The organism is Microbacterium sp. ZW T6_19 (assembly GCF_044987465.1).
GTDB lineage: Bacteria > Actinomycetota > Actinomycetes > Actinomycetales > Microbacteriaceae > Microbacterium > Microbacterium natoriense_A.
This window is the reverse complement of record NZ_JBJDRH010000001.1, coordinates 499,263-513,911: the sequence shown is the minus strand read 5'-3', so window position 1 is coordinate 513,911 and position 14,649 is coordinate 499,263. Positions and strand designations below refer to the sequence as shown.

General features: G+C 68.2%; 13 protein-coding genes. 6 read left to right on the top strand and 7 right to left on the bottom strand.

Annotated features, from left to right (window positions below; all coding sequences use genetic code 11):
• Position 1 precedes the first annotated feature (1 nt).
• The 4 genes from ACI3KT_RS02280 to gabT form a co-directional block, all read right to left on the bottom strand.
• Positions 2–1,546, bottom strand: coding sequence for an APC family permease (locus ACI3KT_RS02280; protein ID WP_404902279.1), 1,545 nt, complete (start codon positions 1,544–1,546; stop codon positions 2–4).
• On the bottom strand, positions 1,546–2,430 hold the full coding sequence (locus tag ACI3KT_RS02275; RefSeq protein ID WP_292909425.1) for a universal stress protein: 885 nt from the start codon (positions 2,428–2,430) through the stop codon (positions 1,546–1,548). Before ACI3KT_RS02275 ends, ACI3KT_RS02280 begins: the two co-directional genes overlap by 1 nt.
• Complete coding sequence (locus ACI3KT_RS02270; protein WP_307298533.1) at positions 2,430–3,815, bottom strand: NAD(P)/FAD-dependent oxidoreductase; 1,386 nt, start codon at positions 3,813–3,815, stop codon at positions 2,430–2,432. The genes ACI3KT_RS02275 and ACI3KT_RS02270 overlap by 1 nt, the downstream gene beginning before the upstream one ends.
• A gap of 88 nt (positions 3,816–3,903) precedes the next feature.
• Positions 3,904–5,265, bottom strand: coding sequence for a 4-aminobutyrate--2-oxoglutarate transaminase (gene gabT / locus ACI3KT_RS02265; RefSeq protein WP_404902277.1), 1,362 nt, complete (start codon positions 5,263–5,265; stop codon positions 3,904–3,906).
• Positions 5,266–5,359: 94 nt separating this feature from the next.
• Here gabT and ACI3KT_RS02260 point away from each other — a divergent pair, with 94 nt between their 5' ends.
• Positions 5,360–6,868 carry a PucR family transcriptional regulator gene (locus tag ACI3KT_RS02260; protein ID WP_404902275.1) on the top strand — a complete coding sequence of 503 codons (1,509 nt, stop codon included), beginning with the start codon at positions 5,360–5,362 and terminating at the stop codon, positions 6,866–6,868.
• Between the two features lie 27 nt (positions 6,869–6,895).
• On the opposite strand, the gene ACI3KT_RS02255 is transcribed toward ACI3KT_RS02260, so the two are convergent.
• On the bottom strand, positions 6,896–7,603 hold the full coding sequence (locus ACI3KT_RS02255) for an MBL fold metallo-hydrolase (protein ID WP_292909433.1): 708 nt from the start codon (positions 7,601–7,603) through the stop codon (positions 6,896–6,898).
• A gap of 55 nt (positions 7,604–7,658) precedes the next feature.
• On the opposite strand from ACI3KT_RS02255, the gene ACI3KT_RS02250 reads away from it, so the two are divergent.
• Entirely contained in the window at positions 7,659–8,216 is a 558-nt protein-coding gene (locus ACI3KT_RS02250; protein WP_404902272.1) for a WHG domain-containing protein, read from the top strand.
• A gap of 93 nt (positions 8,217–8,309) precedes the next feature.
• Here the strand turns inward: ACI3KT_RS02250 and ACI3KT_RS02245 are convergent, their stop codons facing one another.
• Complete coding sequence (locus tag ACI3KT_RS02245; RefSeq protein ID WP_292909437.1) at positions 8,310–9,761, bottom strand: helix-turn-helix domain-containing protein; 1,452 nt, start codon at positions 9,759–9,761, stop codon at positions 8,310–8,312.
• Between the two features lie 141 nt (positions 9,762–9,902).
• On the opposite strand from ACI3KT_RS02245, the gene aceB reads away from it, so the two are divergent.
• The 4 genes from aceB to ACI3KT_RS02225 all read left to right on the top strand — a co-directional run bounded on the left by aceB (position 9,903) and on the right by ACI3KT_RS02225 (position 14,102).
• Positions 9,903–11,564, top strand: a complete 1,662-nt coding sequence (gene aceB / locus ACI3KT_RS02240; protein ID WP_292909439.1) for a malate synthase A — start codon at positions 9,903–9,905, stop codon at positions 11,562–11,564.
• Between the two features lie 27 nt (positions 11,565–11,591).
• A complete protein-coding gene (locus ACI3KT_RS02235) occupies positions 11,592–13,187 on the top strand; it encodes an isocitrate lyase (RefSeq protein WP_404902270.1) in 1,596 nt (531 codons plus the stop codon).
• 117 nt (positions 13,188–13,304) lie between these two features.
• On the top strand, positions 13,305–13,661 hold the full coding sequence (locus ACI3KT_RS02230) for a hypothetical protein (protein WP_404902268.1): 357 nt from the start codon (positions 13,305–13,307) through the stop codon (positions 13,659–13,661).
• Between the two features lie 9 nt (positions 13,662–13,670).
• Positions 13,671–14,102, top strand: a complete 432-nt coding sequence (locus ACI3KT_RS02225; protein ID WP_292909452.1) for a hypothetical protein — start codon at positions 13,671–13,673, stop codon at positions 14,100–14,102.
• 1 nt (position 14,103) lies between these two features.
• On the opposite strand, the gene ACI3KT_RS02220 is transcribed toward ACI3KT_RS02225, so the two are convergent.
• Positions 14,104–14,613: an Lrp/AsnC family transcriptional regulator gene (locus tag ACI3KT_RS02220; RefSeq protein ID WP_404902267.1), complete on the bottom strand. Its 510-nt coding sequence runs from the start codon at positions 14,611–14,613 to the stop codon at positions 14,104–14,106.
• Between the last annotated feature and the right edge of the window lie 36 nt (positions 14,614–14,649).

The following is a 14,649-nucleotide window of genomic DNA, read 5'->3' as shown; positions in this document are numbered from 1 at the left end:
GTCAGCGACGGCGCAGGCTGGGCGGGGCGTCCGCGCCCAGCGTCTCGCCGCGGAAGAAGGCGGGTCGGCGGATCGCCTGCCACACCATGATCACGATGCCGACGCCGATGATGCCGACGCCGAGCACGAACACGAGGCCTACGCCGCCGATGCTCGACCCGCTGCCGTAGGCAGGGTCCATCGAGTCGATGAGGGTCGTCACGAACAGCACCGCGAGGATGGCGCCGCCGACGAGCGGGAACAGGAAGGTGAAGAAGAAGCTGCGAGCCGAATCGAACCACTGCCTGCGGAAGTACCACACGCACGCGAAGGCGGTGAGGCCGTAGTAGAAGCAGATCATCATGCCCAGCGACAGGATCGTGTCGGTGAGGACGTTCTCGCTGACCAGCCGCATCACGGCGTAGAAGACGGATGCCACCACTGCCGAGACGATCGTCGAGTACCCGGGGGTGAAGAATCGCGGGCTGACCCTGGCGAACTTCTTCGGCAGGGCACCGTAGTGCCCCATCGCCAGCAGTGTGCGGGCAGGACCGACGGCCGTCGACTGCAGTGACGCCGCCGAACTCGACAGCACGGCGAGCGAGACGAGGAACGCCAGCGGCCCGAGGATCGGATCCGACAACGCGAAGAACACGTTCGCCGAGATGTCCTCGTTCGCGAGGCCGTACTCGCCCGTGCCGACGCCCGCGAACATGATCAGGCCGATCGCGAGCAGCAGGTACAGGGCCACGACCACCACGACCGTGACCATGGCGGCACGGCCCGGGGTCTTCGCCGGGTCCTTGGTCTCCTCGTTCATGGTGAGGACGACGTCCCAGCCCCAGAAGATGAAGATCGACAGCGACAGCCCTGCGGCGAATGCGCTGAACGACGGCACTTCGAACGGGTTGAACCACGACCACGAGAACGCGGTGGGCTCGGGGGCGTCGCCCGAGACGGCCTTGACGATCGCGACCGTTGCGAAGACGATGAGCACGAGCACCTGGAAGCCGACGAGGACGTACTGGAACTTCTGCGTGGTCTGCATGTCGCGGTACGACACCAGCGTCGCGCCGAGCATGAAGAGCAGGCACACGAACACGTTGATGAACGGGTTGAACGCGAGGTCAGCGATCCCCGGGTTGCCACTGACCTGGGCGATCAACAGGAAGAGGAACTCGACGGCGATGCCGGCGAGATTCGACAGCACGATGACGGTGGCGGCGATGAGGCCCCATCCGGTCATCCAGCCGATCCACGGGCCGAACGCCCGCACTCCCCAGGTGAACGACGTGCCCGAGTCCGGCATCATGCGGTTGAGCTCGCGATAGCCGAAGGCGGTCAGGAGCATCGGGATGAATCCGACGAGCATGATCGCGGGCACCTGCGTGCCGACGACGGCGACCGTCGGTCCGAGCGACGCGGTGAGCGTGTAGGCCGGGGCGATCGTGGAGACGCCGATGACGACTGCTCCGACGACGCCGACCGCCCCTGCGCTCAGTCCTTTCTGGGAGATGCCGGTCGTCACACCGGATTCGGGCTCCGTCGCCCGGTTCGAGCTGCTCATCAGCGGACTCCTGCTTCGGCGCGGGTGCGCGGGACGACGATCATGGGTACGGGCAGTTCGTGCAGCATCTTCGCTGCGGTGGAGCCCAGGAACAGACGACGCGGCTGCGCCAGTCGGCTGGAGCCGACGAGCACGACCTCGCCGGGGAGCCACGAGAGATTCGCGACCGCATCCTCGACGGTGTCACCAGGGGCCTCTTCGACCTCGGCCTTCAGTTCGTCGGGCAGAAGGCCCTGTGCCACGGTCAGCACGTCGTGGGCGTGCTGGTCGCCGACCAGGCGGATCGCGCCCGTGTCGAGACCGGGTGGCACGTCGAACGGCACGAGCGACACCAGACGCAGCCCCACCTGGGATTCGGTCGCGATCGCGGCGGCCTCGTCGAGGAGGTTGTCGGCACCGGCTCGGTTGCCGACGGCGGCGGTCACTCGCGGCAGGACGTGGTCATCCTGGTCTGCGGTGCCGGCGGGTGCGAGGGCCACGGGGATGGTCGAGGAGTGCAGCAGCTCGGACGCCACGCTTCCGAGACGGTGACGGCCGAAGATGCTGCCGCTCGCCGTGCCGATCACGATCAATCGCGCGTCGAACTCCTCGCCGGCGGCGATCAGCCCCTCGGCGAACGAGTCGCCGAAGCGCACATGCGCGGTGCGGGTCAGTTCCTGCGGCAGCCGGACGACGGCATCCTCGAGCCACTCCTTCGCCTGGCGGCGGATGTGATCCTCGTATGCGCGCTCCGGAGGCACGGCGGCGCTGCGGGTGCCCTCCGAGGGGAGCACGATCACCAGGTGCAGCACCGCCCCAAGGCTGCGCGCGAGCCGCGCGCCGAGGGCCGCGGCATCGGCCCCGGCATCCGTCGCCGTGTAGCCGACGACGATCGCGCCGGCCATCAGCCTGCGTCGCGGCTCGAGGCCACGATGTTCGATGCGGCGAGGTGACCCATGCGGATCGCGCCGTCGACGTGCTGGTAGCCGGCTCCGGCCAGGTCGCTGCAGGCGAAGTGGATCGGCCCGACGGGCGTGCGCAGATCGGCGCCGTAGCGGTGCAGACCGCCCATGTCGAAGCTGGCGGCGTATGCGCCGCGGGTCCACTCCTCCGTGCCCCAGTCGCTCTCGTAGTACACGACCGGGTTCTTCGCCTCCGGACCGTAGTAGTGCGACAGCGACTCGAGGATGCGCTCCTTGCGCTCCTCGGCCGTGAGGGTGAACACGTCGTCGGCGTTCTGGTCGGACACGAAGCCGACCAGGGTGCCGCGGTCGTCGCCGTGGTTGGTGTTGTCGTACGCCTCGTGCACGAGCTCGTACGGGCTGAACGCGGTCGCGCTCAGGCCGCTCTCACGCCAGAACGGCCGCTCGTAGACCGCATGGACCTTGATCACGAAGCCCATGGAGATGTGCTGGTGCATCTGGTGCTGGCGGCGCGGGAGCGCGGGCACGAAGGAGATGCGGTTGTAGAGCACCGGCGCGAACGCGAGGATCGCGTATCGCGCCTTGACGGTCATCTCGTCGGTGGTCGCAATCACGAACTGGGTCCCTGAGCCTGTCGAAGGGTCGGACCATTCGAGCGTGCGCACCGGCTGGTTCAGGAAGACGTCGTCGCCGAGACGCTCGGCGAGCAGCACCGGGACCTGCTGCAGACCCCCGACGACGCGCTTGTCGAGGATGAAATCGGCGTCGACGAGGTTCGAATAGGAACCGGCGGATGCCGCCATCAGCAGCGACTGCAGCAAGGAGAACGCGTGCGTCGGCTTGGTGAGCATGGCGGAGCCCGTGGCGAAGGCGAGGTTGCGGACGGCCTCGTCGTCGTCGGTCTGCTGGCGCAGCCACGCGTCCCACGTGATCGTGTCCCACTCCTGGGCTCTCGGGTGCGCCCACGGCTGGTCGGGGTCGATCTCTGCGACCATCGCGTCGAGCAGCGAAGTGATCTCGGCGATGACCTTCTCGGTCTCGGCGGACACGGGGAACATCTCACCGGTGAAGCGGTGGGTCTGCCCATCGGGGCCCACGTAGACGCTGTCGCCGTCCCGATAGCGGCTGTACGTCTCGAGACCCAGCTCCTCGATCGTGTCCTTGAGCGCGTCCTGGTCGGGAGACACCCACTGTCCGCCGATCTCGAGCATGGCGCCGTCGATGACGTCGGTCCACAGGCGTCCGCCGACGCGGTCTCTGGCTTCCAGCACGGCGACCGACAGGCCGGCTCTGCGCAGGTCGTTGGCGGCCGTGGTGCCTGCGGCACCGGCGCCGATGATCAGTACGTCGCGAGTGATCTCAGTCATCGTGCAACTCCTTTGTCGTGAAGAGAATGTGCCGGCCGCGACTCGAAATCCCCCGACACGAGTCGCGGCCGGACGTATTGATATCGGCTCAGAGTGCCGAAAGTGCCGCTGCGACGACGTCGACGCCCTCGTTCAGGAGGTCGTCGCCGATCGACAGCGGAGGCAGGAAGCGAATGACGTTGCCGTAGGTGCCGCACGTGAGGACGATCACGCCCTGCGCGATGCACGCCTTGGCGACGGCCGCGGTGAGCGCGGCATCCGGAGCCTTTGTCTCGGGGTCCACGAACTCGGCCGCGATCATCGCGCCGTGGCCGCGGATGTCGCCGATGCGGGCGTCGCTCTGCTGGATCGCCGCGAGACGGGTCTTGAGGATCTCGCCGATCTCGCGGGCGCGCTCGATCATCCCGTCGTTCTCGAACACATCGATCGCGGCGAGCGCCGCGGCGCAGGCGATCGGGTTGCCTCCGTAGGTGCCGCCGAGACCACCGGAGTGCGAGGCGTCCATGATCTCGGCGCGGCCGGTGACCGCGGCCAGCGGAAGACCGCCCGCGATGCCCTTGGCTGTCGTGATCAGGTCGGGCTCGATGCCGAAGATCTCGCTGGCGAACATCGCACCGGTGCGGGCGAATCCGGTCTGGACCTCGTCGGCGATGAAGACGACGCCGTTGGCGCGGCACCAGTCGACGATCGCGGGGAGGAATCCGTCGGCGGGGACGATGAAGCCGCCCTCGCCCTGAATCGGCTCGATGATGACGGCGGCGAGGTTGTCGGCGCCGATCTGCTTCTCGAGCTGGAGGATCGCGCGGGCCGCAGCCTCAGCTCCCGTGAGTCCGTCGCGGAAGGGGTACGACGCGGTGGCGCGGTACACCTCGGGTGCGAACGGGCCGAACCCGCTCTTGTAGGGCATCGCCTTGGCGGTCAGCGCCATGGTGAGGTTCGTGCGGCCGTGGTAGCCGTGGTCGAAGGCCACGACAGCCTGGCGGCCGGTGTGCTTGCGGGCGATCTTGATCGCGTTCTCGACCGCCTCAGCGCCGGAGTTGAACAGCGCGCTCTTCTTGGCGAAGTCGCCGGGGGTGACGCGGTTGAGGGCCTCGGCGACCTCGATGTACGACTCGTACGGCGAGATCATGAAGCAGGTGTGCGTGAACTGCGCTGCCTGAGCGGCGACGGCGGCCGCGACCTTCGGGTGCGCGTTGCCGACCGTGGTTACCGCGATGCCCGACCCGAGATCGATCAGCGAGTTGCCGTCGGCGTCGACGACGACTCCGCCGCCGGCGGCGACGGCTGCGACGGGGACGGTGTGACCGACGCCGGCGGCGACCGCATCCGCCTTGCGGGCGAGGATCTCGGCCGAACGGGGGCCGGGGAGCTCGGTCACGAGGCGACGCTCCTGCGGGAGGTCGGGTCCGCCGAGGGGAACTGCAACAGCTGCGGTGTCGAGGAGTGCCATGTCCGCGAGCGTATGCCGCAGCACTTCCTCCACGCATTCGCCGCTCTGTACAATCTTGATCAGAGATTCACCGATGTGTACAACCAAGGAATACATGCCTGACACCGATCACCCCACGCTGCGCGCTCTGCTGCACCGGCGCGATCTCGACCTGACGCTCGTCTCCGATGAGCAGGCCCTGCCATCGGGCGCCCTCGATCGTGAACTGCGCTGGGTGCACAGTTCGGATCTGGCCGACCCGACGCCGTTCCTCTCCGAAGACCTGGCGCTGCTGACCACCGGCACGCAGTTCGACGTCGACACCGAGATCGACGTGTACGTGCGCCGACTGTCGGATCGAGGCGTGCTCGGCCTCGGCTTCGGCACCGAGGTGCACCGCTCCGGAATCCCCGATGAGCTCCTCGCAGCGTGCGACGCACACGCGATGCCGCTGTTCGAAGTGCCGTACCGCACGCCCTTCATCGCGGTCGCGCGGGCACACTCCGAGGCGATCGCGGCGCAGGCCTACGCGCGCCGCTCCTGGGCCCTCGACACGCAGCGCGCTCTCGCCCTGGCCGCTCTCCGTCCGCACGGGCTCGACGCGACGATCTCAGAGCTGGGTCGCAGGCTCGACGCCTGGACGGGCATGTACGACGCCGCCGGCGCTCTGCGGTTCGCTCACCCGCGCGACGGCCTCGACCTCGAGACCCTCGCTCTCCTCGGCGAGCGCGTGATGGAGGTGCTCACCCGGGGCCTCGAGGCCGGGCAGGCCCTCACGATCGGCACTCAGACCTTCATGCTGTTCACCGTGGGGCGCGGGGGCCACCTGCGCGGGGTGATCGCGCTCGCGCTCGACGCCCTCGACCCCGAGGCCCGCACCGTGGTCACCTCGGTGATCGCGATGGCCGGCCTCGCGCTCGAGCAGAGCGAACAGCTCGCGCGGAGCCGTCGGCGTCTGCACACGCAGCTGCTCGGATCGCTGCGAGATGACGATCCCTCCCTCGCCCGGCGGGTGCTCGGCAGCATCCCTGCCGCCCCGGTGGTGGTGGCGGTGGCCGCCGATGCGCCCGCGGGGCCCCTCGTCGACTGGTGGGAGCGCCGGCGCTCCGAGCACGGCACAGCGTCCTTCGTGGCGGAGACCGACGATGGCGTGGTGATCTGCGTGTCGGCCGGCGACGAGGCGCTGTTCGACGAGGTCGCCGCGCGTTTCGGCATCCGCATCGGCATCTCCGCACCGGAGCCGTACGACGCCTTCTCCCGCGCACACGCGCAGGCCCTCACCGCGCTGCGACAGCAGGGGAACCCCGCAGCCGTCCGCTACGCGGATTCGGTGGGCTCGAGCATCCTCAGCGCTCTCGCGACCGACGAGGCGCGCGTCGTGGCCGAGTCGAGACTCGCTCCGCTGCGTGCGCACGATCAGCGGCACACCGGAGACCTCGAGAAGTCGCTTCGCACGTGGCTCGAACACGATGCCAAGGCCGAGTCCGCCGCTGCCGCGCTCGGTGTGCATCGGCACACCCTGCGCTCGCGGATCGCTCAGGCCGGCGAGCTGCTGGGAATGGACTTGGCCTCGTTCCCCGCCCGTGCCGAGGTGTGGACGCTGCTGCAGACCGCCAGAGACTGAGTCGTGCTCCCCCGGGCCGAGGGGAGTTCACCCACGCCTGTCGAGCTCCTCGAGCAGCGCGGCCACGGTGCCGCGGTACTCCGGGCCGTGACCGGGGAAGATCCGCGACTCGGGCAGGTCGCGCAGCGTCTCGAGGCTTCGCCTGGTCTGCGGCGCATCGTCGCTGAACGGCGCGAGGCGTGCCCCCGCTGCACCGGTGAGCACGTGACGGGTGGTGATGGCGTCTCCGAGGAAGAGCGCCTCGACCTCGGCGACCCTGATGGCCGCGGACCCCTTCGTGTGGCCGGGGATCGAGATGATCTCGGGGCGACCGGGCAGATCGAGGACGTCGCCGTCGGCCATCGCGGTGACCACCTTCGGATGCGTCTTGCGCAGCGCTCCTCGGCGCAGTCCCTTCCAGATGAAGCCGAGCGACGGGCCGAGACGCCAGGCGTCGGGCTTCACCCCTCGTGCAGGAACCGCGCCCGTGGCCAGATCTGCATCGGGTTCGAGCACATGCACCGGAATGCCGTGGCGCGAACGAAGCTCTTCGGCGATGCCGATGTGATCGTCGTCTCCGTGGGTCAGCACGACACCACGGATGTCGGCGATGTCGCGCCCGACCGTTGCGAGGGCCTTGCGGAGGATGCCGAGATCGCCGGAGAGTCCGGCGTCGATGAGAGTCACGCCCTCATCGGTCACGATCGCGTGGATGGCGATGATGTCGTCGCCGATGCGGAGGATCTGAGCTGTCATGTTGGCTACGATACATAGCCTTGATGGCTACGGTCAATAGCCATATGCTGGAGTCATGCCCGCCCCGCAGAGAGTCAGCGCCGAAACGCTCGTGACCGCCGTCCGCTCCATCGCGGAAAAGGACGGAGTGGATGCCGTGACGATGAGCGCCGTCGCAGCCGCGGTCGGGGTGCGCGCACCGAGCCTCTACAAGCGCGCCTCCAACCGTCATGAGCTGCTGCGGCTCGCCGCTGACGACGTCGCCCGCGAGCTCGGCGAAGAGATCGCCGAGCTCTCCCGGCGGGTCGACGACCCCCGCGAACTGCTCGCCGGGACCGCCCGCGCCCTGCGCGGCATATCTTCCCGCTCGCCGAAGGTCACCACTCTGCTGTTCTGCGCGCCTGCCCGGCTCGCGGGCCCTTCGCCGGAGCTCGTCGCACCACTCATGGCCACCCTGCTCGCCGCGGTCACACGGCTCTCCCCCGAAGACCCGCTCTCGGCCGCACGCACGCTCACGGCGTGGGCGTACGGCTTCAGCACCATGGAGCAGAACGGCGGTTTCCGTCAGGGCGGCGATGTCGACGCCGCCTTCGAACGCGGTCTCGACATCGTGCTCCGCGGTATCGGCGCCTGAGCCGGCTCTCGATGTTCCCGTCGCAGAAAGTCCCGGTATTCGGCGGCGATACCGGGATCTTCTGCGACCGGAACGCGCCCGAGGAGACGGCGCTCACACCGGGGCGTGCGCCTCGAGGAACTCGTACACGTCGGTGGTGTCGACGCCAGGGAAGGCGCCGGTAGGAAGAGTCGCCAGCAGGGTTCGAGGGGTCTTCACGTTCGGCCAGGAGTTCTCGCGCCACCGCTCCTCCAGGTCGGCCGGAGCCCGTCGGCAGCACACCTCGACCGAGTGCTTCGACACTCCGCGATGCGGGGTGTCGCGACCGACGAACCACTTCGTGTCGTCGAAGCGCACGCCCACGCTGACCGAGTGCAGCCCTTCGCTCGACGCCTCCACTCGGGCCGTGCACCAGTACGTGCCGTTGCCGGTGTCGGTGTACTGGTAGTAGGGATTGAAGCGGTCGTCCTCGTCGAACACGACGCGACTCGTCCATCGACGGCAGCACATCTGCCCCTCGATCGCGCCGAGCCTGTCGGTCGGGAAGTTGACGTCGTCGTTCTCGTAGGCCTTGGTGATCGTGCCCGACTCGTGCACCTTGAGGAAGTGCACCGGGATGTCGAGGTGCCGGGTCGCGAGGTTCGTGAAGCGATGCGCGGCCGTCTCGTACGACACGGAATAGGCGTCGCGGAGATCCTCGATCGAGATCGCCCGGCGGCTCTTCGCCTCTTTCAGCATAGGCACGACGTGATCCTCGGGGATCAGGAGCGCTCCGGTCAGATAGTTCGTCTCGACGCGCTGGCGCAGGAACTCGGCATAACTGCGCGGTTCGGAGTGACCCAGCATCCGGCTCGACAGCGCCTGCAGCACCGAGGTGCGCGCATCGCCCTTGGCCTGCACCTGGCTGGAGAGATAGAGACGCCCGTTCGCGAGATCCGCGACGCTGCGCGTGGTCTGCGGGAGGTCGGGCGCGTAGTGCAGCGTGAAACCGAGATAGGCGGCGATCTCGGATGCCGCGCGCTGGGTCAGTGGTCCGCCCGAGTGCCCGACCGCGGTGAGGATCTCGGATGCCTTGGCCTCGAGATCTGCGAAGTGGTTGTCCTGCCGGCGCATGAGGTGCCGGAGCTCCACATTCGCCCGCCTCGCCTCTTCCGGCGTGGCGGCACGTTCGTCCTTGAGCCGGTCGATCTCGCCGTGCAGGGCGAGCAGAGCCTTCAGGGCGTCCGTCGGGAGGCTCTTCGCGATGCGGAACGGCTCGATGCCGAGGGACTGGAACGTCTGCCCCTTCATCGCACGCTCGAGCGCGATCTCGATCGCGCTGCGCTCGTCGAGAGGCTCGCCCTCCAGCAGCGCGTCGATCGACACGCCCAGGGCGCGGGCGATCGCCTGCAGTTGCGTGAGCTTGGGCTCGCGCTTGCCGGTCTCGATCATCGACATCTGGCTCGGGGCGCGATCCACCGCCGCCGCGAGGGCGTCGAGGGTCATGCCGCGAGACGTGCGCAACTGACGGATGCGGCGGCCGATCGTGAGGGCGTCGGCGTCTTCTTCGACGAAAGAAGCGGTCATGGCCGTGATTCTGTCACAGAAACAGAATTTTGATCAATCTTCACACGCCGTTTGGTCGGTCGAGGTGCGGAAGTTCACCCAGAGTGGTGTTCAAGCCACCCGGCGTCGAGGCCGGATCGACCGAAGAAAGGACTTCTGATCATGAGCACTCCCACCATCACCGCACCGATCCAGACGGCGCAGCAGGGGCCGGCGATCGCAGTCACGGGCCCGATCCGCGAACGCTACGACGAGGTCCTCACGCCTGAGGCCCTCGCGTTCCTCACCGAGCTGCACCACCGATTCGGCGGACGTCGCCACGACCGCCTCGCCGACCGGATGCGTCGCCGCTTCGAGATCGGCAACGGGCACGACCCCCGGTTCCGCGACGACACCGCGCACATCCGCGAGGATCGCGACTGGCGTGTGGCCGGCGCGGGCCCCGGCCTCGAGGACCGCCGCGTCGAGATCACCGGCCCCACGGACCCGAAGATGACCATCAACGCCCTGAACTCCGGTGCGAAGGTCTGGCTCGCCGATCAGGAGGACGCGACGAGCCCCACGTGGCAGAACGTGATCGAGGGACAGCTGTCGCTCAGGGATGCGATCCGCGGCGAGCTGTCCTACACCGCCCCCGCATCCGAAACGGGTCCTGGCAAGGAGTACCGCGTCACCGCCGAGCGCACCCCCACGATCGTGATGCGTCCTCGCGGATGGCACCTGCCCGAGAAGCACATCGACTTCACCGATCGCGCGGGCCGGCGGATGTCGGCATCCGGTTCTCTGGTCGACTTCGGCCTCTACTTCCTGCACAACGCTCAGGCGCTGATCGACGCGGGCCGCGGACCCTACTTCTACATCGCCAAGCTCGAGTCGAGCGAGGAGGCGAAACTGTGGGACGACGTGTTCTCGTTCGCCGAGGAGTACGTCGGCATCCCCCACGGCACGATCCGCGCGACTGTCCTGATCGAGACCCTGCCTGCGGCCTTCGAGATGGACGAGATCCTCTACGAGCTGCGCGACCACTGCGCGGGCCTGAACGCCGGGCGCTGGGACTACATCTTCTCGATCATCAAGAACTACCGCGGTCGCGGCGCACGCTTCGTGCTGCCCGACCGCAGCGAGGTCACGATGACCGTGCCGTTCATGCGGGCCTACACCGATCTGCTCGTGCAGACCTGCCACAAACGGGGCGCCTACGCGATCGGCGGCATGAGCGCATTCATCCCGAACCGGCGCGACCCTGAGGTGACCGCGCGGGCGATCGAGAAGGTCTCCGCCGACAAGAAGCGCGAGGCCGGCGACGGCTTCGACGGCACCTGGGTGGCCCACCCCGATCTGATCCCCACCGCGCAGGCGGAGTTCGACGCCGTGCTCGGCGAGCGACCGAACCAGGTCGATCGTCAGCGCGACGACGTGCACGTGACGGCATCCGATCTGCTCGATCTGCACATCGGGCGTCCGATCACGGCACGGGGCGTGCGCGACAACGTGTCGGTGGCGATCCGCTACCTGGAGGCCTGGCTGCGGGGCCTGGGAGCCGTGGCCATCGACAACCTCATGGAGGATGCCGCGACCGCCGAGATCAGCCGCTCGCAGGTGTGGCAGTGGATCCACCAGGACCGGACGACCGAAGACGGCACGGCGATCACACCCGAGTACGTCGAAGGCCTCATCCGCGAGGTGCTCGCCCAGGCCACCCGTTCCGCGGGCGACCGTTTCGAGGATGCAGCGGAGATCTTCCGCGAGGTGGCGCTGCGCGAGGAGTTCCCCGCTTTCCTCACTCTCGGCGCCTACTCCCGGTACCTCACCGAGACCGACTGACCGCTCACCGACGACGAAGGACCTGACATGACCCAGTACGAGAACGACATCGACGCGATCCAGACGCTGAAGGACGCGAACGGCTCCGCATGGCGAGCCATCGACCCGGAGTCGGTCGCGAGGATGCGGGCGCAGAACCGCTTCCGGACAGGACTCGAGATCGCGCAGTACACGGCCGACATCATGCGCCGCGACATGGACGACTACGACGCCGACTCCTCTGTCTACACCCAGTCGCTCGGGGTGTGGCACGGCTTCATCGGGCAGCAGAAGCTCATCTCGATCAAGAAGCACCTGAAGTCGACGAACAAGCGCTACCTGTACCTCTCCGGCTGGATGGTCGCGGCGCTGCGCTCCGAGTTCGGCCCGCTCCCCGACCAGTCGATGCACGAGAAGACGGCCGTTCCCGCCCTGATCGAAGAGCTCTACACGTTCCTCCGCCAGGCCGACGCACGTGAGCTCGACCTGCTGTTCACCCAGCTCGATGCGGCTCGTGCGAGCGGCGACGAGACCGCGATCGAGTTCATCCAGTCGCAGATCGACAACTACGAGACCCATGTGGTGCCGATCATCGCCGACATCGACGCCGGCTTCGGCAATCCCGAGGCGACGTACCTCCTCGCCAAGAAGATGATCGAGGCCGGCGCCTGCGCGATCCAGATCGAGAACCAGGTCTCCGATGAGAAGCAGTGCGGCCACCAGGACGGCAAGGTCACGGTGCCGCACGAGGACTTCATCGCCAAGCTCAACGCGGTCCGCTACGCGTTCCTCGAGCTCGGCATCGACAACGGCGTCATCGTCGCCCGCACCGACTCGCTCGGCGCCGGTCTCACCCAGAAGCTCGCGGTCACCCGTGAACCCGGCGATCTCGGCGATCAGTACAACTCGTTTCTCGACGTCGAGGAGATCTCGGAGGCGGAGCTCGGCAACGGCGACGTGGTCATCAAGCGCGACGGTGCGCTGCTGCGGCCGAGGCGCCTGGCCAGCAACCTGTACCAGTTCCGCCCGGGGACCGGTGAGGAGCGCGTGGTCCTCGACTGCATCACGTCGCTGCGCAACGGCGCCGACCTGCTGTGGATCGAGACCGAGAAGCCGCACGTCGAGCAGATCGCGGGCATGGTCGACGCGATCCGCGAGGAGATCCCGAACGCGAAGCTGGTCTACAACAACAGCCCGTCGTTCAACTGGACGTTGAATTTCCGTCAGCAGGTGTACGACCTGCTCGCGGAGCAGGGTGAGGACGTCTCGGCGTACGACCGCGACAAACTGATGAGCGTCGAGTACGACGACACGGAGCTCGCGCGGCTCGCCGACGAGAAGATCCGCACGTTCCAGCGCGACGGATCGGCCCGCGCGGGGATCTTCCACCACCTCATCACGCTCCCGACGTACCACACGGCTGCACTGTCGACGGATGACCTCGCGAAGGGCTACTTCGGCGACGAGGGGATGCTCGCCTACGTCAAGGGAGTCCAGCGCCGTGAGATCCGCGGCGGGATCGCGGCGGTCAAGCACCAGAACATGGCCGGAACCGACATCGGCGACAACCACAAGGAGTACTTCGCCGGTGACGCCGCTCTCAAGGCGGGCGGCCAGCACAACACGATGAACCAGTTCAACTGACGCCCCCGGCGAACCCAGCCGGTCCCCGCGAGCCCCTCGCCCCACCAGGGCGAGGGGCTTCGTCATGCCTGTGGATAACTCCTGCGGGCCGTCGACGGCCGCACGTACTCTGCTGGCATGACCGATATCGTCGCTCCCCGGGAGACCAGGAGCATCCGCCGCACCGTCGGCATCGTGCTCCTGATCGTCGCCGCTCTGACGACGGTCCCCGCTGCCGTCGCCGGTGTCGCCGAGGCTACGCTGATCCCCGACAGGGCGCCGCCCGAGGCGTTCCTGCTGCCGGGGCTCGCGGCGTGGCTGATGACGTACACGTGGTGGTTCCATGCGGCGCTGATCGCGATCGGCATGATCCTCGTGTTCGAGGCGCCGCGAAGAGCCTGGGCCGCGCTCCTCGGCGTCGCAGTCTCGGTCAGCTGGGTCGTGGCGATGGTGTTCCTGATCACCTCCGGCATGCTGTTCCCGCAGGGGGCATAGCCTGGAGGCATGAGCGACGTCTGGGCCGGGATCGCCGGCGAGTTCCTCCACCTCTATCCGCGCGGATGCCGGATCCTCGCGGTCGCGGGAGCGGATGCCGCTCGCTCCCGTCGCGCCGCGGACGACCTCGCCGAGGCGCTGCGCGCCGCGGGTCAGGAGGTGCGGCGCGTGCACAGCGCCGACGGAGACGAGCAGGCTCTGCGCGACGACGTGGTCTCGCCGTTCCGCGCCGCGCAGGAGCCCGCCGTGCTCGTCGTCTCGGGCCCTGGCATCCTGCTCGGCGCCACCGCTCGCGGAATGTGGAACTTCGCCGTGTGGCAGCTCGAGGGTGATGAGCCGCCGCACACGGTCGCCGATGCGATCGTGGACATGACAGACCCCGACGCACCGACGCGTCGCTTCGCGGACTACTGCGCGGCGCCTGCGGCCTGGGGCGCCTGACTCAGCGGAACGACGCCGCGACTGAGCCCCGGTGGTAGTCGAACACGATGCTCGTGCGCGTCGAGGCGACGCTCGACTGCGCCGACAGGTGCTCGAGAACGAACTCGCGCATCTCCGAGGAGTGGGCCACCGCGATGTGGAGCAGGAAGTCGTCGTCGCCGCCGAGAAAGAACAGCTGGATCACCTGCGGCAGCACGCGTACCCGCTCGGCGAACTCGACGATGCTCTCGCGTCGCCCGCTCGGGCGCAGTGTCACGCCGATGACCGCTTGGAGGCCGGCGCCCAGCATCCGCTCGTCCACGCTCGCGTGGAACCCGGTGATGACGCCCCGCTCGAGAAGCGATCGCAGGCGCGCGTGGGCGGTCGACGGAGCGACGCCCAGGGTGCCCGCGAGCTCGGCATTGGTCATGCGACCGTCAGCCGCGAGCAGACTCACGATCCGGGCGTCGATCGGGTCGAGCGCGGGGGCTCGCAGAGTATTCGGTCCGGGGGCTTGCGAAGGCATCTCCATCCGAACGATTATTCAGGATCCGACCGCCGGGCGAAT